21 protein-coding genes are annotated in these 20307 nt (G+C 62.6%); 16 read left to right on the top strand and 5 right to left on the bottom strand.

The features are described 5' to 3' along the window. The first annotated feature begins 132 nt into the window (after positions 1-132). Positions 133-726: a malonic semialdehyde reductase gene (locus ACPWR9_RS14955; protein ID WP_426298793.1), complete on the top strand. Its 594-nt coding sequence runs from the start codon at positions 133-135 to the stop codon at positions 724-726. A 105-nt stretch (positions 727-831) separates the two neighbouring features. Here ACPWR9_RS14955 and nth read toward each other — a convergent pair whose 3' ends face one another. Continuing rightward, the gene (gene nth, locus ACPWR9_RS14950) at positions 832-1476 is read right to left on the bottom strand and encodes an endonuclease III (RefSeq protein ID WP_426298791.1); all 645 of its coding nucleotides are present in this window, start codon (positions 1474-1476) and stop codon (positions 832-834) included. Between the two features lie 81 nt (positions 1477-1557). After that, on the bottom strand, positions 1558-2460 hold the full coding sequence (gene rsxB, locus ACPWR9_RS14945; protein WP_426298789.1) for an electron transport complex subunit RsxB: 903 nt from the start codon (positions 2458-2460) through the stop codon (positions 1558-1560). Positions 2461-2562: 102 nt separating this feature from the next. Between rsxB and ACPWR9_RS14940 the strand changes: the two genes are divergently transcribed. Then, the gene (locus tag ACPWR9_RS14940) at positions 2563-3201 is read left to right on the top strand and encodes a TetR/AcrR family transcriptional regulator (RefSeq protein ID WP_150678804.1); all 639 of its coding nucleotides are present in this window, start codon (positions 2563-2565) and stop codon (positions 3199-3201) included. A 104-nt stretch (positions 3202-3305) separates the two neighbouring features. On the opposite strand, the gene ACPWR9_RS14935 is transcribed toward ACPWR9_RS14940, so the two are convergent. Both ACPWR9_RS14935 and ACPWR9_RS14930 read right to left on the bottom strand, forming a co-directional pair. Further along, entirely contained in the window at positions 3306-4547 is a 1242-nt protein-coding gene (locus tag ACPWR9_RS14935) for a polyhydroxyalkanoate depolymerase (protein WP_426298787.1), read from the bottom strand. A 221-nt stretch (positions 4548-4768) separates the two neighbouring features. Further along, the gene (locus ACPWR9_RS14930; protein ID WP_426298785.1) at positions 4769-5968 is read right to left on the bottom strand and encodes an amino acid aminotransferase; all 1200 of its coding nucleotides are present in this window, start codon (positions 5966-5968) and stop codon (positions 4769-4771) included. Between the two features lie 339 nt (positions 5969-6307). Between ACPWR9_RS14930 and uvrB the strand changes: the two genes are divergently transcribed. From uvrB to iscX, 12 genes are all read left to right on the top strand, one after another. Continuing rightward, positions 6308-8395, top strand: a complete 2088-nt coding sequence (gene uvrB / locus ACPWR9_RS14925) for an excinuclease ABC subunit UvrB (RefSeq protein WP_426299366.1) — start codon at positions 6308-6310, stop codon at positions 8393-8395. Positions 8396-8429: 34 nt separating this feature from the next. Continuing rightward, positions 8430-8906: a low molecular weight protein-tyrosine-phosphatase gene (locus tag ACPWR9_RS14920; protein WP_426298783.1), complete on the top strand. Its 477-nt coding sequence runs from the start codon at positions 8430-8432 to the stop codon at positions 8904-8906. A 98-nt stretch (positions 8907-9004) separates the two neighbouring features. Then, positions 9005-11104 carry a site-specific recombinase gene (locus tag ACPWR9_RS14915; protein WP_426298781.1) on the top strand — a complete coding sequence of 700 codons (2100 nt, stop codon included), beginning with the start codon at positions 9005-9007 and terminating at the stop codon, positions 11102-11104. Positions 11105-11220: 116 nt separating this feature from the next. Continuing rightward, positions 11221-11745 (top strand): Fe-S cluster assembly transcriptional regulator IscR, encoded by a 525-nt coding sequence (gene iscR / locus ACPWR9_RS14910; RefSeq protein WP_058379418.1) that lies wholly within the window; start codon positions 11221-11223, stop codon positions 11743-11745. A gap of 31 nt (positions 11746-11776) precedes the next feature. Then, positions 11777-13000: an IscS subfamily cysteine desulfurase gene (locus ACPWR9_RS14905; RefSeq protein ID WP_150678799.1), complete on the top strand. Its 1224-nt coding sequence runs from the start codon at positions 11777-11779 to the stop codon at positions 12998-13000. Between the two features lie 18 nt (positions 13001-13018). After that, on the top strand, positions 13019-13426 hold the full coding sequence (gene iscU, locus ACPWR9_RS14900; protein WP_426298779.1) for a Fe-S cluster assembly scaffold IscU: 408 nt from the start codon (positions 13019-13021) through the stop codon (positions 13424-13426). A gap of 37 nt (positions 13427-13463) precedes the next feature. Continuing rightward, the gene (iscA, locus tag ACPWR9_RS14895; RefSeq protein WP_058379415.1) at positions 13464-13787 is read left to right on the top strand and encodes an iron-sulfur cluster assembly protein IscA; all 324 of its coding nucleotides are present in this window, start codon (positions 13464-13466) and stop codon (positions 13785-13787) included. Continuing rightward, positions 13753-14022 (top strand): DUF3565 domain-containing protein, encoded by a 270-nt coding sequence (locus tag ACPWR9_RS14890; protein ID WP_426298777.1) that lies wholly within the window; start codon positions 13753-13755, stop codon positions 14020-14022. Before iscA ends, ACPWR9_RS14890 begins: the two co-directional genes overlap by 35 nt. 107 nt (positions 14023-14129) lie before the next feature. Next, positions 14130-14660 carry a Fe-S protein assembly co-chaperone HscB gene (gene hscB / locus ACPWR9_RS14885; protein ID WP_426298775.1) on the top strand — a complete coding sequence of 177 codons (531 nt, stop codon included), beginning with the start codon at positions 14130-14132 and terminating at the stop codon, positions 14658-14660. Positions 14661-14747: 87 nt separating this feature from the next. Continuing rightward, a complete protein-coding gene (gene hscA, locus ACPWR9_RS14880; protein ID WP_426298773.1) occupies positions 14748-16625 on the top strand; it encodes a Fe-S protein assembly chaperone HscA in 1878 nt (625 codons plus the stop codon). Positions 16626-16648: 23 nt separating this feature from the next. Then, the gene (gene fdx / locus ACPWR9_RS14875; protein WP_150678793.1) at positions 16649-16990 is read left to right on the top strand and encodes an ISC system 2Fe-2S type ferredoxin; all 342 of its coding nucleotides are present in this window, start codon (positions 16649-16651) and stop codon (positions 16988-16990) included. Between the two features lie 59 nt (positions 16991-17049). Continuing rightward, positions 17050-17244 (top strand): Fe-S cluster assembly protein IscX, encoded by a 195-nt coding sequence (iscX, locus tag ACPWR9_RS14870; RefSeq protein WP_150678792.1) that lies wholly within the window; start codon positions 17050-17052, stop codon positions 17242-17244. 144 nt (positions 17245-17388) lie between these two features. Here iscX and ACPWR9_RS14865 read toward each other — a convergent pair whose 3' ends face one another. Beyond that, positions 17389-18084, bottom strand: coding sequence for a glycine zipper 2TM domain-containing protein (locus ACPWR9_RS14865; RefSeq protein ID WP_426298771.1), 696 nt, complete (start codon positions 18082-18084; stop codon positions 17389-17391). A gap of 339 nt (positions 18085-18423) precedes the next feature. Here ACPWR9_RS14865 and ACPWR9_RS14860 point away from each other — a divergent pair, with 339 nt between their 5' ends. Together ACPWR9_RS14860 and ACPWR9_RS14855 are read left to right on the top strand one after the other, a co-directional pair. Then, positions 18424-19035 (top strand): hypothetical protein, encoded by a 612-nt coding sequence (locus tag ACPWR9_RS14860; RefSeq protein WP_426298769.1) that lies wholly within the window; start codon positions 18424-18426, stop codon positions 19033-19035. 120 nt (positions 19036-19155) lie between these two features. After that, entirely contained in the window at positions 19156-20235 is a 1080-nt protein-coding gene (locus tag ACPWR9_RS14855) for a hypothetical protein (RefSeq protein WP_426298767.1), read from the top strand. The last annotated feature ends 72 nt before the right edge of the window (positions 20236-20307 follow it).

Raw genomic sequence — 20307 nt, 5'->3', positions numbered from 1 at the left:
CGGGACGGCGATTTTTGCCCCGCCAGCGACTATCCCCGCGCGACGGTACAATCGCCGTTCGCTGCACGCTTTGCTACAGGCTTCATTACGCGCATCCGTATCGCTTCCGTATCATCACCGAGATCATTCGCCATGAGCACCATTGCCAAAGAATCCATCGCCCAACTGTTCACCGACGCCCGCACCCACAACGAGTGGCTGCAAAAGCCGGTCAGCGACGAAACGCTGCGTGAGCTGTACGACCTCGTGAAATGGGGTCCGACGTCGGCAAACACGACGCCCGCACGCATCGTGTTCGTCAAGAGCGCCGAAGCGAAGGCCAAGCTGCTGGAATGCATGGCACCGGGTAACGTCGAAAAGACGCGCAATGCGCCCGTCACGGCGATCATCGCGTTCGATCTGAAGTTCTACGAACACCTGCCGAAGCTGTTCCCGAACGGTGCTGAAAAGATGGTGCCGATGTTCTCGGGCGACGCCGCCAAGGCCGCCGGTGCCGCGCACATGAACAGCTCGCTGCAAGGCGGCTACTTCATTCTCGCCGCGCGCGCACTGGGCCTCGACTGCGGCCCGATGGCCGGTTTCGATGGCCAGAAGGTCAACGACACGTTCTTCGCTGGCACCGACTGGCGCGTGAACTTCATCTGTAATCTGGGCTACGGCGATCACGCCAAGCTGTTCCCGCGCAACCCGCGTTTGTCGTTCGACGAAGCGGCTCGCATCATCTGACGCTCATGTTGTGCTGGCCTGGCTGGCACGCGTGACGAAGGTCAAAGCAAAACGGGCGCTCCCTGCGAGGGGAGCGCCCGTTTTTCATGGCGGATGCCGATCGCGTCAGTGTTTCGGTGCGGGCGTCTTCGGTCGGAAGTCGCACAGCGGCTCGATGGCGCAGTGCCAGCACTCGGGCTTGCGGGCCTTGCAGACATAGCGGCCGTGCAGAATCAGCCAGTGGTGCGCGTCGTGCTTGAATTCGCGTGGCGTCACGCGCTCCAGCGCCAGTTCGACCGCCAGCGGATCTTTGCCCGGGGCTAGCCCGGTGCGGTTCGCGACGCGGAAGATGTGCGTGTCGACTGCAATCGTGTCTTCGCCGAAGGCCGTGTTGAGTACCACGTTCGCCGTCTTTCGGCCCACGCCCGGCAGCGCTTCAAGCGCCTCGCGCGAGCGGGGGACTTCGCCGCCGTGCTCGTCGAGTAGCAGCTTGCACGTGGCGATCACATTCTTCGCTTTAGTGCGGTATAGGCCGATCGTCTTGATGTAATCCGACACGCCCGCCTCGCCAAGCGCCAGCATTTTCGCGGGCGTGTTCGCCACGGCGTACAGCTTGCGGGTCGCCTTGTTGACGGAAACGTCGGTCGCCTGCGCTGAGAGCAGCACGGCAATGAGCAACTCGAAGGGCGACGTGTACTCAAGCTCCGTCGTTGGGTTCGGATTGAGTTGCTGCAACGTCTCGAACAGGGCTCGGCGTTTGGCGTCGTTCATGTTGGCGGCGTCGGCGGGGACGGCGGGTTAGCGTGTTATCGGGGAGGTTCGGGAGCTTCGAAGGCTTCGTCGCCCCGGCGGTTACGGTTTGCCCGGCGGGGGGCCTTTCTCGTCCGTCGAGCCGGACAAATTCAGCCGCTTGCGACGCGCTTCCGCCTCGTCGATCTGCGCCTGCACTTCGGCCGAGACGTTTTCGGTGTTCTTCGGGCCCAAACCCTGCGCGGCAAGCGCGGCCTTCTTCTGGCGGGCGCGCTCTAGTGCGGCTTGGATAATCGCCTGCTTGCGGGCTGCGGCGGCAGCAGCTTCATCGCCTGCCGGTGGTGTAGCGCTCGCAGGGGTGGTCGCGGTGTCGCCCTGGGGTGCTGCTGGGGTGGCCTCTGTCGCCGCCTCCGTGGCAGCGGCAGCGGATGGCGCAGCCGGTGCGACTGGCGCGACGCGCGCGGCGCGTGCCGCCAGTCGTGCTTCGCGTTCGGCCTTATCCTTGGCGATCCGGGCCTGATGCCCCTCGAAGTGCACCCGGGCCTCGTCGGCTTGCGTTTGCGACCAGGCGTCCCAGCCGGTGTGCTCGCCGGTGACCGGCACCATCTCGATGCAATCGACCGGGCAGGGCGGCACGCACAGATCGCAGCCCGTGCAGCGGTCTTCAATCACGGTATGCATCAGCTTGGCCGCGCCGACGATGGCGTCGACCGGACAGGCTTGCAAACACAGCGTGCAGCCGATGCACAGCGATTCGTCGATGACGGCACGCGGGCGCGGGCGTTCGACGCCGTTCTCGGGGTTGAGGGGAATGACCGGACGGCCGAGCAGCTTCGCCAGACGTGCGACGCCCTCGGCACCGCCCGGCGGACACTGGTTATAGCTGGCTTGCCCGCTGGCGATGGCGTCGGCATATGGCCGGCAACCGGCGTAACCGCACTTGGTGCACTGCGTCTGGGGCAATAGGGCATCGATGCGCTGCGCGAGCGCGCTGACTTCGGACACGTCTTTGTGGGGGATTCGGCGAAAAACGAATTATCCTGCATTTTGCGGAAACACTGAAACCGTTGTGCCATAATTCCGCCCGTTGAGAACGACCGGCCGATCATGACGACGCCTGAAACCAAGATCAAACGGGACCCCGAGCGTACCCGCCAGCGAATTCTGGCGGCAGCGATCGAGGAGTTTGCCGAACGGGGTTCGAGCGGCGCGCGGGTGGACAGTATTGCGCGCCGAGCGGACATCAATGAACGTATGCTCTATTACTACTTCGGCAATAAGGACCAGCTCTATCTGGCCGTGCTCGAAGAAGTCTACGGAGAATTCAACCGCGCGGAACACGCGCTCAAGCTCGACGCGCTACCCCCGCTCGACGCGGTCGCGGCGTTGGCTCACTTCGTGTGGGACTACTACGCCGATCATCCGGCGCTCATCCAACTTATCAACAACGAAAACTTGCACGAAGCGAAGTCGATGCGTCAATCGACCGAAATTCGTCAGCAGGTGTCGCCAATTGTGGAATTGCTCGCGCAGACGCTCAAGCGTGGCGAGGTCAGCGGTGAGATTCGCACGGGCATCGACCCGGTGAATCTGTACGTGACGATCTCGGCGATGGGCTACTACGTGATGTCGAACCGCCACACGCTGTCCATCGTGATGGGCCGCGACGTGATGGCCGATGACACGCGCAAGACGTATTCGGCATTCAACACGCAGGTGCTGATGGATTCGTTGCGCACGCGATAAGGCTGTCGCGCATCGCATCGTCGAGCAAAGAAAAACCGCCGCGTGGGCTGAGGCTCACGCGGCGGTTTTTTGTTTCGTCAGCAACGACCGAACGGGTGATCCGATCAGTTGTTTTTGGCGATGAAGTCGCGAATCTGCGGATAGATCACGTTACGCCAGCGGCTGCCCGAGAAGATCCCGTAGTGGCCGCAGTTCGGCGCCGTGAAGTGGGCGCGACGCTTGGCCGGAATGCCCGTGCACAGCTCGTGCGCAGCTTGTGTTTGGCCGCTGCCCGAAATGTCGTCCAACTCGCCTTCGATGGTGAAGAGGGCTGTCGTCTTGATGTCCTGCGGACGCACGCGCTCACCGGCCACATCCCACGTGCCGCTTGCCAGACTGAAGTCCTGGAACACCGTCTTGATGGTGTCGAGGTAGTACTCGGCAGCCATGTCGAGCACGGCGTTGTACTCGTCGTAGAAGCGGCGATGCGAGTCGGCGTCGTCGTTGTCGCCGCGCATCAGGTCGAGGTAGAAGTCCCAGTGCGACTTCAGATGACGGTCCGGATTCATCGCCACAAACCCGGCGTGTTGCAGGAAGCCCGGGTAGACGAGGCGGCCCGAGCCGGGGTAATTGGCCGGTACCGCGTGAATCACGTGATTCTCGAACCACTCGTACGACTTGTTCGTGGCGAGCGAGTTGACCGACGTCGGGCTCTTACGCGCGTCGATCGGGCCACCCATCATCGTCATGGTCTTGGGCGTTTTCTCGCCGTTCGACGCCATGAGCGAGATCGCGCCGAGCACCGGCACGGTCGGCTGGCACACCGAAATCACATGCAGGTTCTCAGCGCCGATATGGCGGATGAATTCCTGAATGTAGGCCACGTAGTCGTCGAGATGGAACGCACCGTCTTCGAGCGGGACCATGCGCGCATCGACCCAGTCGGTGATGTAGACCTTGTGGTCTTTGAGCAGCGTCGTCACCGTGTCGCGCAGCAGCGTGGCGTGATGGCCCGAGAGCGGCGCGACCACGAGCACGACCGGGTCGTCCTTGAGCTGGCCGACGGCGCTGGCATCGTCCGCATAGCGCTTGAAGCGCAGCAGGCGGCAGAAGGGCTTTTCCATCGCAGTCATTTCCACGACCGGGATGTTGTGCCCGTCGACTTCGACGGCCTTGATATTGAATTCGGGTTTTTCGTAGTCTTTGCCGAGCCGGTAGAGCAGCTCGTAGCCGGCGGCAATGCGGGGCGCGCCGGGCATCATGGCGAGCAGGCTACCCGGGTTGACGAAAGTGGTAGCGGCCGCTTTGGCCCACGTGGTGAGGGGGTTCAACCACGCGCGGTTGTACTCGTGAATCTGATACAGCATGTTGTGTGCCCTGAGGCGAGTGATGGGGGCAATTATGCAACCGTTTATCGCGGCTGTGCAACGCAGCATAACCCTGATATATGGCATTTCCGCATCAGGCCGATAGTTTTAGCTTATTCGAGTCATTGTTATTAACTATCGTTGCTGCGGCGCAACAAAAGCCGGGCGAAAAAAAGCCCGCCGGTGAGGCGGGCTTTCTCATTGGCCGATAACGCGGGTGCTTAGCGCAGCACTTGGGCGATCGCCGATGCCACGTGATCGATGTTCTGATCGTTGAGCGCGGCCACGCAAATGCGGCCCGTGCTCACGGCATAGATGCCGAACTCTTCGCGCAGACGCTCGACCTGATCGGCGGTGAGGCCCGAGTACGAGAACATGCCGCGTTGCTTGATCACGAACGAGAAATCGCGTTCCACGCCGTGGGCGCGGAGCTTCTCGACCAGTGCCAGACGCATGGCGCGGATGCGTTCACGCATCTCGGCCAGTTCTTCTTCCCACAGCGCGCGCAGTTCCGGGTTGCTCAGGACAGCGGCGACCACCGAGCCGCCATGCGTCGGCGGGTTGGAGTAGTTGGTGCGGATCACGCGCTTGAGCTGCGAGAGCACGCGGGTCGATTCGTCCTTGCTGCTGGTCACGATCGACAGGGCACCCACGCGTTCGCCGTACAGCGAGAACGACTTCGAGAACGAGCTCGACACGAAGAAGTTCAGGTTCGAGGCGGCGAACAGGCGCACCACGGCGGCGTCGGCGTCGATGCCGTCACCGAAGCCTTGGTAAGCGATGTCGAGGAACGGCACCAGCTTGCGGGCCTTCACGACTTCCACGACTTGCGCCCACTGATCCATCGTCAGATCGACGCCGGTCGGGTTGTGGCAGCAAGCGTGCAGCACGACGACCGTGCCTTCCGGCTCTTTGCCCAGCATGTCGAGCATGCCCGAGAGGTTCACGCCGTGCGTTTCGGCTTCGTAGTACGGATACGAAACGACGTTAAAACCGGCTTGCGTGAACAGGGCGCGGTGGTTTTCCCAGCTCGGGTCGCTGATGGCGACCGTGGCGTTCGGGTTCAGTTGCTTCAAGAAGTCGGCGCCGATCTTCAGTGCGCCGGTGCCGCCCAGGGCTTGGGCCGTGATCACGCGGCCTTCGGTCAGGACGGGCGATTCTTTGCCGAACAGCATTTCTTGCACGGCCTTGTCGTAGGCGGCGATGCCTTCGATCGGCAGGTAACCGCGCGGCAGACCGGCGGCCACACGTTGTTCTTCCGCTGCCTTCACAGCCTTGAGCAGGGGCAACTTGCCTTGCGCATTGAAATACACGCCCACGCCCAGGTTCACCTTATCGGTGCGGTGATCGGCGTTGAAGGCTTCGTTCAGACCAAGAATAGGGTCGCGCGGGGCGAGTTCGACAGCGGAGAAGAGAGTCATTTCGACGGCTCGAGGCAGTAGTGGAAAAATGCGGCGCAAAAGTGTCAGGCGCAACGGGCTATTTTAACGAAGAATACCCGCGCTTGTGGTTAACTCCGGGCCGCGCAGCAGGAATAGATGGCATTTCGGCACGAAAACTGCCAATTTATGCCAGAAATTGGCGAGAAATCAGCCGGACCTCCATCGCGCCGCCGTGCCGTGCGACGATTCCCCGCCACAGTCCGCCACACTCCCGGATCCGCCCGGCACCCGGATGCCTGCCTTGTTACCCATCGGACTCTAGGAATTGCCTGACGCGCTAGAATGGCAGATTCCGTCTCTCAGGCTCGCACCCCCGCCATGATCCCTGCGGCTGACAACGTCCTCGACGAAAGCAAGTTCCTGACGTTCCCGGATTCTCCCTACCAGCTTTACTGTCCATTCCCCGCGGCTGGCGACCAGCCCGCGGCGATTACCCAACTCACCGAAGGCATCGACGACGGACTCGCGTTTCAGACCCTGCTCGGTGTGACCGGCTCGGGCAAAACGTTCACGATGGCCAACGTCATCGCGCGCATGGGGCGCCCGGCGATCGTCTTCGCGCCGAACAAGACGCTCGCGGCACAGCTTTACTCGGAATTCCGCGAATTCTTCCCGCGCAACGCCGTGGAGTACTTCGTCTCGTACTACGACTACTACCAGCCGGAAGCGTACGTGCCGCAGCGCGATCTCTTCATCGAGAAGGATTCGTCGGTCAACGAGCACATCGAGCAGATGCGGCTCTCGGCGACCAAGAGCCTGCTGGAGCGGCGTGATGTGGTGATCGTGGCCACCGTCTCGGCGATCTACGGTATCGGTAACCCGACTGAATACCATCAGATGATTCTGACGGTGCGTCAGGGCGACAAGATCGGGCAGCGCGACGTCATCGCGCGTCTGATTGCGATGCAATACACGCGCAACGAAACCGACTTCGGGCGCGGCACGTTCCGCGTGCGCGGCGACACCATCGATATCTTCCCGGCAGAACACGCCGAATTAGCGCTGCGTGTGGAGTTGTTCGACGACGAGGTCGATACGTTGCAACTGTTCGACCCGCTCACGGGCCGGGTGCGTCAGAAGGTGCCGCGCTTCACGGTGTATCCGTCGTCGCACTATGTGACGCCGCGCGACACCGTACTGCGCGCGATCGAGACGATTAAGGCTGAATTGCGCGAGCGGCTCGACTTCTTCTACAAGGAAGGGAAACTCGTCGAGGCGCAGCGGCTGGAGCAGCGCACACGTTTCGATCTGGAGATGTTGCAGGAGCTGGGCTTCTGCAAGGGCATTGAGAACTACTCGCGCCATCTCTCGGGGGCCGCGCCCGGCGAGCCGCCGCCGACACTGGTCGACTACCTGCCGCCCGACGCGCTCATGTTCCTCGACGAGTCGCACGTGCTGATCGGCCAGTTCAACGGCATGTACAACGGTGACCGGGCACGTAAGGAAAACCTCGTCAATTACGGGTTCCGGCTGCCGTCGGCGTTGGATAACCGGCCGCTCAAATTCGCCGAATACGAACGCAAGATGCGGCAGGCGATTTTCGTCTCCGCCACACCTGCCGACTATGAAGGCAAGCGATCGGGGCAGGTGGTGGAGCAGGTGGTGCGCCCCACGGGGCTGATCGATCCGACCATCGATGTGCGCCCGGCGCGTACGCAGGTGGACGATGTGCTCTCTGAGATCAACAAGCGGGTGGCCGTCGGCGAGCGGGTGCTGGTAACCACGCTGACCAAGCGCATGGCCGAGCAGTTGACCGACTATCTGTCGGATAACGGCGTGAAGGTGCGCTATCTGCACAGCGACATCGATACCGTCGAGCGCGTGGAAATCATTCGCGATCTTCGACTCGGCGCGTTCGACGTGCTGGTCGGGATCAACTTGCTGCGCGAGGGGCTCGATATTCCCGAAGTCTCGCTCGTGGCGATTCTCGATGCGGATAAGGAAGGCTTCTTGCGGGCCGAGCGGTCGTTGATTCAGACGATCGGGCGCGCGGCGCGTAACGTGAACGGCACCGCCATTCTGTATGGCGACAAGATGACCGATTCGATGAAGCGCGCGATTAGCGAGACCGAACGTCGTCGTGCCAAACAAATGGCGCACAACGAAGCGAACGGCATCGTGCCGGTGGGCGTGAAGAAGCGCATCAAGGACATCATCGACGGCGTGTACGACCCGCAAGATGCCAAGGCGGAACTGGCCGAGGCGAAGGAGCAGGCGCACTACCAGGACATGTCCGAGAAGCAGCTCGCGCGCGAAATCAAGAAGCTCGAAAAGCAGATGCAGGAGCACGCCCGCAACCTCGAATTCGAGAAGGCGGCGAAGGTGCGCGATCAACTGCTGCACGTCAAGGCACTGGTGTTCGGCACGGACGGCGCGAGCGAAGCGGAATTGGGGCCGAAGCTTTGAGCGGCTTGGCCGTCTTGGAAGGAGTCAGGTAGCGATGAAACCGACGTCAGTGCTCTTCGTATGTATGGGTAACATTTGCCGCTCGCCGAGCGCGGATGGCATTTTTCGCCATCGTCTCGCCGAGGCCGGATTGAGCGACGTGGTGACGGTCGATTCCGCGGGCACGCACAGCTATCACATCGGCCATGCGCCCGACGCGCGGACGCAGGCCGCTGCCGCTCGCCGTGGTTACGACCTGAGCGCGCTGCGTGCACGCCGTGTCGAAGCGGACGACTTCAAGCGCTTCACGTGGATCGTCGCGATGGACGACGCCAACGTCGCTGACCTCACGGCGCAGTGTCCGGCCCAGTATCGTCACAAGATCGTGCGGCTCATGGACTTCGCCACCCGTCACGACGCGACCGAAGTGCCTGACCCGTACTACGGTGGCGAACGGGGCTTCGAAACCGTGCTCGATTACGTCGAAGACGGACTCGACGGACTGCTCGCCCGCCTGCGCGAAGCGGGCTGACTCGGCCCGCGGCGTCACGCTTTTGCAGGCGTGGCGCTTCGCGAGCAGCTATCATTCGGGCCATCGCCGCCTCACGTCGGCATGAATTTCCCTGAAAGATGCTCAACACCCTCACGTCCTACTGGCGCAAATGGCGTGCCTCGCGCCACGCGGGCCATCAACTCGACGAACTGCTTGCCCACGCCGATCCGACGGCACCGTTGGCGGTACGCAATCAATGGCTCATCGAGTTGGCGCATTGGGTGCAAAAGCGCGGCGCGCTCGCCAACGAATCGCGTGGCGAAGGGGAGGCCGCCCGCTATCGGCCGCACACCCGCCTGCGCTATCTGCTGCAAATGCTCGATCGCAACCCCGATTGGCGTTTGCCTGTCGCGCGCACGCTGCGTAGCGTCATTAACGACAGCGACGCAATCTCCTTGCTGTGCGATACCGGCATGCCGGTGCGGCCCGGGTTCTGGGGCGCGCTGGCCGAGCGCATCGAGAAAGCGCTGATTCCGCCGCCGCCTACGCGCCGCGATCTGTCGGCACTTTGCTCGCTGATGTTCCCCGATGGCGATGCGGCCGACTGGATCGGCGACATGCCACCCGCATTGCTCACCGACCTCATCGCGCTGCTGCATTACGGTGAAGCCGACGACGAAGACACCGACTGGAATCCGTTCGCCGAAGACCTGCTCGCGGCCATGCACCATCTGGTCGATCAGATTGCGTCGACCGGGTTGTCGCAGGCGGTGCGTTCGCGTCTCACGTATCCGCGTGTGACGGAGTCGCCGTTCTACCGCCTTGGGCGTGCCATGCAAGGGCTGGAGGACGCCGGGCGCGAGTTCGTCCCGGGGGCACCGCCGAGCCAGCGCTTCGTGCAGGAGATCAACCTGTTTCGCGCGTTGCTCGACGATTGCGGTCGCGCGGCGCGTCAGGTGTACACCCATCTGGACGAGAACGGCGTGAGCGTCGACATCGTGTTTCAGGTGGAGCGGGCGAAGGCGCGTATTCGCCGACTTGAGCGCCTGCTCGAAGCGTGGCTCGTCGATAGCGATCACGCGACGGCGCGTGTGCGATTGGTGGCGGATCTGGTGCGCGCGAATCGCGCGAGCCAGAGCGTGGGCGAACTGGCGCGCACATCGTTCGGTTTGTTGGCACGCAAGGTGGTCGAGCGCAGCGCCGAGACGGGCGAGCATTACATCGCGCGCAATCGCAGCGAGTATCTGTCGATGCTCAAGATGGCGTGCGGCGGCGGGCTGGTCACTGTGGTGACGGTCTACGTGAAGTTTCTGATCACGAGCGCGCACCTGCCGACCATCGTCGAAGGCTTTCTCGCGGGTGCGAACTACGCGTTGTGCTTCCTGTTCATGCACTTCTGCCATTTCACATTGGCGACCAAGCAACCCGCGATGACGGCACCCGCCATCGCCAGCAAGCTCGACGACGTGGACACCCCGGCGGGCATGGACGCCTTCGTGGGCGAAGTGATCGCGCTGGTGCGAACGCAGGCGGCGGCCATTTTCGGCAATCTGGCGATGGTGTTTCCGTTCTGTCTGCTCGTGCAATGGGGCGTGTCGGCGGCGCTGGGCGTGAATACGATTCCGCCGGAGAAGGCGCATGCGACGCTGGATTCGTTCTCGATTCTTGGCGTGACCCCGCTCTTCGCCGCGATGACAGGGGTGCTGCTGTGGTGTTCCAGTCTGATTTCAGGCTGGGCGGACAACTGGTTCGCGCTACACGGCATTGGCGATGTGCTGGCCTATAACCGTCGTCTGCGGTTCGTGTTCGGCCGCAATGGTGCGGCGCGTCTGGCGGACTGGGGCCGTCGTCATATTGCGCCGGTGCTCGGCAATCTGACGCTGGGTTTCATGCTCGGGTTGGTGCCCGCGATTCTGACGGCGTTCGCGCTGCCGTTCGAAGTGCGCCACGTGACGCTCTCGACCGGGGCCATTGCGACGTCTATTGGGGTATTGGGCCTGCCGGTACTGCACGACTCGGCCCTTTGGCTCGCCGTGGCAGGGGTTGGGTCGATGGCCCTGCTCAACGTCGGTGTCAGTTTTGCGTTAGCATTCCACATGGCGCTCCGATCGCGTCCACTGCGATTGGGCGACCGTCGGCAAATCCACCGCGCCATCTGGCGTGCCGTGCTGCGCAATCCACTGGTGCTGTTGTTTCCGCTACGCACCGCGAGTCCCGAAGCTCGTCCCGAAAAATGAGATTTTTCACAAACGGACGAGGGAACTTCCGCAAAAAATGGGCCAGAAGTAGTTGACTAATTTCGTGGGGTATTTATACTTGACGAAAATAGTCGAGATTAATCCCCTGCATCATCATGAGACTTACCACGAAAGGCCGTTTCGCCGTTACGGCGATGATCGACCTGGCCATGCGCCAGGACGCGGGTCCCGTGACGCTTGCGGGCATTAGTCAGCGTCAGCGAATTTCCCTCTCTTATCTGGAACAGTTGTTCGGGAAGCTGCGCCGCCACGAAATCGTGGAAAGCGTGCGCGGTCCGGGTGGCGGTTACAGCTTGGCGCGCCGCGCGGAAGAGGTGACGGTCGCTGACATCATCATTGCGGTCGACGAACCGCTCGACGCCACGCAGTGCGGTAGCAAGGGCAATTGCGAGAAGGGCCAGGACGGCCATCGCGGTCATTGCATGACGCACGAGTTGTGGGCGACGCTCAACCAGAAGATGGTCGAGTATCTTGATTCCGTTTCACTGCGCGACTTGGTCGAGCAGCAGCGCAGCAAGCAGGCCCAACAGGCCGTGCTGCGCGACACGCGCGAGCCCGGCACCAGCCAGACCATCGCCACGCGCATTCCCAATTCGGTCTTCGATATGGCCCGTTCATAACAGGCGCCACGGCACGATCCTGGAGCACCCCATGAAAAACGACACCCTCAACCTCCCCATTTACATGGATTACAGCGCCACCACGCCGATCGACCCGCGTGTTGTGGACAAGATGCTGCCGTACCTGCGCGAGCAGTTCGGCAACCCGGCCTCGCGCAGCCACTCGTTCGGCTGGGCCGCCGAGCAGGCTGTAGAAGAGGCACGCGAGGAAGTCGCGAAGCTCGTGGGTGCCGACCCGCGCGAGATCATCTGGACGTCGGGCGCTACCGAGTCGGACAACCTCGCCATCAAGGGTGCCGCGCACTTCTATCAAGGCAAGGGCAAGCACCTGATCACGCTGAAGACCGAGCACAAGGCTGTGCTCGACACCATGCGTGAGCTGGAACGCGAGGGCTTCGAAGTCACGTATCTGGACGTCAAGGACGACGGTCTGCTCGACCTCGACGTGTTCAAGGCGGCACTGCGCCCGGACACGATTCTCGTGTCGGTCATGGCCGTGAACAACGAAATCGGCGTGATTCAGGACATCGAGACGATCGGTGAAATCTGCCGCGAAAAGGGCATCATTTTCCACGTCGACGCCGCACAAGCGACGGGCAAGATGCCCATCGATCTGAGCAAGCTCAAAGTCGACCTGATGGCGTTCTCGGCGCACAAGACGTACGGCCCGAAGGGTATCGGCGCGCTGTATGTGCGTCGCAAGCCGCGCGTGCGTATCGAAGCCCAGATTCACGGCGGCGGTCATGAACGCGGTATGCGTTCGGGCACGCTGGCGACGCACCAGATCGTGGGCATGGGCGAGGCGTTCCGCCTGGCGCGTGAAGAAATGGCCACGGAGAACGAGCGCGTGCGCATGCTGCGCGATCGTCTGCTGCGCGGTCTGACGGAAATGGAAGAGGTTTATGTGAACGGCGACATGGAACAACGTGTGCCGCACAACCTGAACATCAGCTTCAATTTTGTCGAAGGCGAGTCGCTCATCATGGCGATCAAGGATGTGGCGGTGTCGTCGGGTTCGGCGTGCACGTCGGCCTCGCTCGAGCCTTCGTACGTGCTGCGCGCGCTGGGTCGTAACGATGAACTGGCGCACAGCTCGATTCGCTTCACGGTGGGTCGTTTCACGACCGAGCAGGAAGTCGATTACGTGATCGAACTGCTCAAGGGCAAGATCGGCAAGCTGCGCGATCTGTCGCCGCTGTGGGAAATGTACAAGGACGGGATCGACATCAGCTCGATCCAGTGGGCCGCACACTGAGCATTCAAGGAGTTAGCCATGTCTTACAGCAAAGAAGTTCTGGATCACTACGAAAACCCGCGTAATGTCGGCTCGTTCGACAAGGGTGACGACGCGGTGGGTACCGGCATGGTCGGTGCACCGGCTTGCGGCGACGTGATGAAGCTGCAAATTCGCGTGAACGAAGCGGGCGTGATCGAAGACGCCAAGTTCAAGACCTACGGCTGCGGTTCGGCGATCGCCTCGTCGTCGCTGGTGACCGAGTGGGTCAAGGGCAAGACGCTGGATCAGGCGCTCGACATCAAGAACACGCAAATCGCGCAAGAACTGGCCCTGCCGCCGGTGAAGATTCACTGCTCGATTCTGGCCGAAGACGCCATCAAGGCGGCCGTGGCCGACTACAAGCAGAAGCACGGCGAGACGGCCGAAGCTGCCAAGGCAGCCTAAGACCGTCGCATTCAGTCTTAATAAGGAACAGGCAAAGATGGCTGTCACATTGACCGAGAAGGCTGCGCAGCACGTTTCGCGTTATCTGACGCGGCGCGGCAAGGGCGTGGGCCTGCGGCTGGGCGTGAAGACGACCGGTTGCTCGGGCCTGGCCTACAAGCTGGAGTATGCCGACGACGTGGAAACCGAAGACACCGTCTTCGAGAGCCATGGCGTGAAGGTGATCATCGATCCGAAGAGTCTGCCGTATATCGACGGCACCGAATTGGATTTCGCGCGCGAAGGTCTGAACGAAGGGTTCCGCTTCAACAACCCGAACGTCAAGGATGAGTGCGGCTGCGGCGAGTCGTTCCGCGTCTGAGGACGCGCCGGCACGCGTGATCACCGGCTTTCGTCAAGACGACGAAGGCCAGTGGGTTGCCCGGCTGGCGTGTGGCCACGGGCAACATGTCCGGCATTTGCCTCCGTGGCAGATCCGGACATGGACGCAAAGCGCAGCAGGACGCGACGCGATGATCGGCAGCGTGCTGACGTGTCGCAAGTGCCAACGCGGTGAACCGCCCGACACACTGGACAGTCCGCCGTCGGCAACTTGAGCGAGCGCTTCGGCGAGCCGGAGCGGTAGTAGCGTAGGCAACAAGGCGGCGCGAGCCGCTTTTTTTACGGCCTGACCCTGATGCAAGGGGCGGGCGTTGAGTGTGCGATGAGTGCATTGACTGACAACTATTTCACGCTGTTCGAGTTGCCGCAGCGCTTCGCGCTGGACATCGAGGCACTCGAGACCGCCTACCGGGCGGTGCAGTCGCGCGTGCATCCCGATCGCTTCGCCAACGCGAGCGACGCCGAGCGCCGAGTCGCCATGCAGTGGGCTGCGCAGGCCAATGCCGCTTATCGTACGCTGCGCGATCCGTTGCAGCGCGGCACCTATTTGTTGACCTTACAGGGCATCGACGTGGGCGCGGAGAACAACACCGCGATGGCCCCCGATTTCCTGATGCAGCAAATGGAATGGCGCGAAGCCATTGACGACGCCGTCGCCGCCCGCAATGTCGGCGCGCTCGACGCGTTGGCAAAGTCGCTGCGCGACGACCGGCGTACCCGATTGGCCAGGCTCGGCGACTGGCTCGACAGTGCCGCCTGGCAGCCTGCGGCCGAAGCCGTACGGCAACTGATGTTTATTGCGCGCGCCGAGGAAGATATCGCGCAGCGCATCGAAATGCTGGAAAACGCGTGACGGCCCGGTGCGGCGCCGTCACATGATTCTGAGAACCGCTTGAGAACAGGGCGAGCGCGCCACGCGCGCCGCCCGCATTGCAAAGCCATGGCCCTTCTGCAAATTTCCGAACCCGGCATGTCCCCCGCGCCGCACCAGCGGCGACTCGCCGTGGGCATCGATCTCGGCACCACACATTCCCTCGTGGCCGCTGTGCGCAGCGGTGTCGCTGAAGTGCTGCCCGACGATCAGGGCCGCGTCTTGCTGCCGTCCGTCGTGCGTTACCTCGGCGGCCCCCGCACCCAAATCGGCTACGACGCCAAGGCGGCTGCAGCGACCGATCCGCGTAACACTATCGTTTCCGTCAAACGCTTCATGGGCCGGGGCCTGGCCGATGTGGCGCACGCCGACAACGCACCGTACGACTTCGTCGATGCACCCGGCATGGTGCAAATGAACACCGCGGGCGGTGTGAAGAGCCCGGTCGAAGTGTCGGCCGAGATTCTCGCCACGCTGCGTCAACGTGCGGAAGACACGCTGGGCGACGACCTGGTCGGCGCCGTGATTACCGTGCCCGCCTATTTCGACGACGCACAGCGTCAGGCCACTAAGGACGCCGCACGTTTGGCCGGTCTGAACGTATTGCGCCTGCTCAACGAGCCGACGGCCGCCGCGATTGCGTACGGTCTGGACAACGCAGCCGAAGGCCTCTACGCCGTCTACGATCTGGGCGGCGGTACGTTCGATATCTCGATTCTGCGTCTGACGAAGGGCGTGTTCGAAGTGTTGGCAGCCGGTGGCGATTCGGCCCTCGGCGGCGACGACTTCGATCAGGCGATCTACCGTTGGGCTGTCGGTGCCGCAGGCATCGAAGCCGGTTCGCTGACCCCGCAAGATGTGCGCGCGTTGCTCGATCACGCTCGCACGGCGAAAGAAGCGCTAACCGACGCAGACGTGGCCGATATCGCATTGACGCTGTCCGGTGAGCGCCAGATCGCCCTGAAGCTCACGCGGGAACAATTCACCGAACTGGGTGCATCGCTCGTGCAGCGCACGATCGGTCCGATGCGCAAGGCGCTGCGCGATGCGGGCATGGGCCCGGAAGACGTCAAGGGCGTGGTGCTCGTGGGCGGCGCAACGCGCATGCCGCAAGTGCGCGCTGCCGTGGCAACGTTCTTCGATCGCGAACCGCTGGTCGATCTCGACCCGGATCAAGTCGTGGCACTCGGCGCCGCCGTGCAAGCCAACATGCTCGCTGGCAATCAGGCAGAAGGCGACGAGTGGCTGCTGCTCGACGTGATTCCGCTCTCACTCGGCGTCGAGACGATGGGCGGTCTGGTCGAGAAGATCATCCCGCGTAACGCCACGATTCCGGTCGCACGCGCGCAAGAATTCACCACGTTCAAGGATGGCCAGACGGCCATGGCGATTCACGTGCTGCAAGGCGAGCGTGAGCTGGCGGCCGATTGCCGCTCGCTCGCCCGCTTCGAACTGCGCGGTATTCCGCCGATGACGGCCGGTGCCGCACGCATTCGCGTGACGTATCAAGTCGACGCCGACGGTTTGCTGTCGGTGGCCGCGCAGGAAATGCATTCGGGCGTGGCGGCATCGATCGAAGTGAAGCCGTCCTACGGTCTGGCTGACGAGGATATTGCGCGCATGCTGCAAGACAGCTTCGGCTCGGCAGAAGTCGACATGCGTGCCCGCGCCTTGCGCGAGCAGCAGGTGGAAGCCGAGCGCTTGCTCGTCGCGATCGACAGCGCCCTGGCCGCCGACCCCGAATTGCTCGATGCCGACGAGCGCGCCCAAATCGATGGCCTGCTGGCCGACCTGCGCCAGACGGCGGCAGGCGACGATCAGATCGCGATCAAGACGGCGACCGAGACACTGTCGCAGGCGACCGACGCCTTTGCCGCGCGTCGCATGGACAAGAGCATCCGCGCAGCGCTGGCCGGTCGGCGCGTGGCGGACATCGACAAACTGTAAGACACACACGGAAACTGCAAGCCATGCCACAAATCGTCGTATTGCCTCACGAAGAACTGTGCCCCGAGGGCGCCGTGCTGGAGGTTGCACCGGGCACCACCGTGTGCGACGCGCTGCTCGCCAACGACATCGAAATCGAACACGCCTGCGAAAAGTCGTGTGCGTGCACCACTTGCCACGTGATCGTGCGCGAGGGCTTCGAGTCGCTGGAATCGGCGGAAGACGAGGAAGAGGATCTGCTGGACAAGGCGTGGGGCTTGGAGCCGACGTCGCGCTTGTCGTGCCAGACGCGCATGCCGGAAGATACCGACCTGGTGGTCGAAATTCCGAAGTACACGATCAACCACGCCAAGGAAAATCACTAAGCGAGCGCTCCAACGCGCCGCCTTCGTGAGATTCGACACAAGAACGAGGAGCTTCCCCCATGAAATGGACTGACATTCAGGACATCGCGATTGCGCTCACCGACACGCATCCCGACGTCGACCCGCAATACGTGCGCTTCACCGATCTGCACCAGTGGGTGATGGCGCTCGACGGTTTCGACGATTCGCCCGACCGCGCTGGCGAGAAGGTACTCGAAGCGATTCAGATGGCGTGGATCGACGAAGCGCGCTGATCGTTGCCGACGTCGCTGTTAAAACAAAAGCCGCTCGAATGAGCGGCTTTTGTGTTTCTGCGAAGTGTAGTCACGCTAGCGAGGATGCCGAGGCGGTACCTTCCTGAAGGGCGCCGCAACGGCATTGAAGCTTAGCCAGCAGCATTAACCGGCACGTACCAGTCCGTTGTTCTCCAGACGCACGCGGTCGCCCGGCTGCACGCCCGGGGCTTGCTGATACGTCCAGTAACGGGTCTTGCCGGTGTCCATACGAACGTAGACACGGTAGACCGTATCCGAGCGCACGTTCTTCTCGACTTCGTTACCTGCCAGACCGCCGCCGAGCGCGCCCACCACCGTCATGGCGGTACGGCCGTTCCCGGCGCCGAACTGGTTACCGATCAAGCCGCCTGCGACGGCACCGCCGACGGCACCAAGACCCGTTGCGTGACCTTGCGTACGGATCGGCTGGACCGATTGCACGGTCCCGCACGTCGAGCACGTGGCGGCCTGTTGCTGTGCCGGGGGCGCCGATTGCTGCGCATAAGCCGGCTGCGACGGCGACGGGGCGGGGGCGCGCTGTGCGGCTTGCTGCTGCGCGTATTCGGCCTGCTGCGCCTGTTGTTGCTGTTGTTGGGCTTGCTGCGATTGCTGCGCTTGCTGGGCAGCGGTGGGCTGCGTTTGCGGCGGCGTCAGCGCATATTGCGAGTTGTCGCTCGTCGGCGCGGGGCCGTTGGTGCTCTTGGCCGAAGGCAGCACACCCGTAATGGCGGCGACACCGAGCAAGCTGACGACCACGATGCTGCCAGCGGCAGCAGCGATCAGCGGATGCATGCGACGCGGTTGCAGATCGTTATCCATGTTGTTTTCTCCATCGTGCGGTTGGCGAGTCACCGTTCTATCCAGACCTTTCTCAGTCGGCAGATGCATCGGAATCCGCTGCATCCGGATGACACCGTGTTAGCGTTCACGGTGCGCATCGAGTGATCTCGCATGCGAGAAGTGTCCGTCACGGCAAGCGCGGCAACCGTTTCTTTTTGTAACGCGATGTAAGATGTTTCGCGTGCCGGGCCGCCTGCATGGTGCGTAGTTGATGGTGTAAGTGAATGAAATGAAAAGGATTTTTCGGATGTGTCCCAGTTGCGGCACTTGTCGTGTGCCCGAACGTCCTAACAAATGAAACAGATCTCGACGCGACCCATGACCGATACCTTCGACACCTTGCCACTGCTGGAAACGCCGCTCGATAGCGCGAATCACCTTCACCTCTATCCGTATGTCGTGCCGGGCGCGTGGGTGGATGCCTGCGACCCGAACGGCGACGTCAGCGAACCGTTTTCCGACGACGTTTTTCTCACGCTGGTGATGGATAGCCCGCAGGGGCTTCGCCGTTTGCAAGGGCACGATTTGGCGGCGGCGAACATGACGTTCGAAGACGCGTTTGCGCATGCAGCCAGCAACCTGTCGCGCGCGTGGAACGCGCGCCACTTCGATTTCGGCATTGCGTGTCTCGACGACGGCACGCATTTCGGCGGCTCGCGCGGCAACTGGATGGCGCCGGCCGGTGCGCTGGTGCTGGGCAATCTCTATGAGTCGATGAAGGCGCACTTCGGCGTGAGCGAATTCGCCGCCGTGGCGGTCAACCGGACGTTCCTCGTCGCGTTTCCAACCGACGAAAAAACGCTCTCGTCGCTTGCGCTGCGTCAGTTGGTCGAAGAAGCGTCGAATGGCTCGATTCATCCGATTTCGCGCACGTGGTTGCGGCTCGACGGCGCATGGCCGTCCGCGTATCGCGGCCGACCGGCTTTCTGAGCGTCGGCAGCGGCGGCGTTCTCGTTTCGCGTAGCGCCGGTCAGTTACGCGATAACGCGGAGTGCGCAGAAATCTAGACTCCTTGGCGGCACAATTCGATGCCGTTACAGGAGAGAACGCATGCCTGCTCTGACCCCTTTCGGAATGTCAGCACCGTCGCTGTCTGCGGTGCCATTGACGACGGCAATCACTGGCGCGTGGGTGGCGATGTCCGAAGCGCCACGCGTCGTCTTTGCCGACGATCTGACCGATGTGCTCGTGGCACCGGGCGCGCCTGACGAGCGTGGATTTCGCCGTGAAGACTGCGCGCCCTCGTTGCCCATGCAAGCCCCGGCGGACGTGCAGTCTGAGGGCCGTACGATCAAGCATTTGCATACCGAGCCGGATCGCATCGGCTTTCTCTCCGATCACAAGGCGGGGGCGTTCTGGGTCGAACTGCTTGACGTGCTGGCGCCAGCGGACGGGTGTCCCAACGGTATCGATGGCCAGCAACTCGTTGACGCGCTGGAACAGCGAATGGCCTGTCTGGGTATCGGTGCGGCGGCCGGCTCGCAGACGTCGGGCGGGAACGACGGCGGGACCGGATCGGTGCTCGACGTCGGCGTAGATAGTGAGTTTCACACAGCCGAGTCGCTGTCCATTCCTTCGATCTACATGCGACGCGACGGTTATCAGCCGGGGACGATGGCGGCGTTGGAGTATGACCTTGGCTGGTGGGCATTGATGCCGCTATGGCGCCGTCTGGCGGACGTCGACGAAGGGTCGTGGCACGACGATCCGAATCCGGCGTTATTCCGTGCGGCAGGCCGGGACATCATCAGTCGCTTGCCTGTGGAGCCGTCCAAGATCATCACTGCAAGCGGCGTCGCGCGGATTCTATCGTTACATAGCCATGCCGCCGGATTCTCGAACTGCCTAACCAACGTGACTCGAACCGAGGCGCGAGCAGGCGAGGGTGGGACACCGGTGCCGACCATCGAGACGTCGGACTTCGATCGTCGCTGCACTGGCGACTGGTGGCGCTCGGCGTATGCTCGCCGCCCCGGGCATGATGCGCTGACATGGCATCGCAATGCGTGCCGGGAGCGCACCACAACATCCACGACGCCTCCCACAGCGGGGAATACGACGGGATCTGTCACGTCGACGATCATCGCCTCGAACGGCACCGAGGTGCCGATCAACAATTTCCCGTCCTGAGCCGAGCCATAAAAAAAATGCCGCAGCTTTTATCGCTGCGGCATTTTCACGTACCGATCGGACAAGCGTTCG

Origin of the sequence: Pandoraea pneumonica (genome assembly GCF_049918595.1) — a bacterium.
Taxonomy (GTDB): domain Bacteria; phylum Pseudomonadota; class Gammaproteobacteria; order Burkholderiales; family Burkholderiaceae; genus Pandoraea; species Pandoraea pneumonica_A.
Note: the sequence above shows the minus strand (reverse complement) of the source record. Positions and strands in the feature narration are given on the sequence as shown.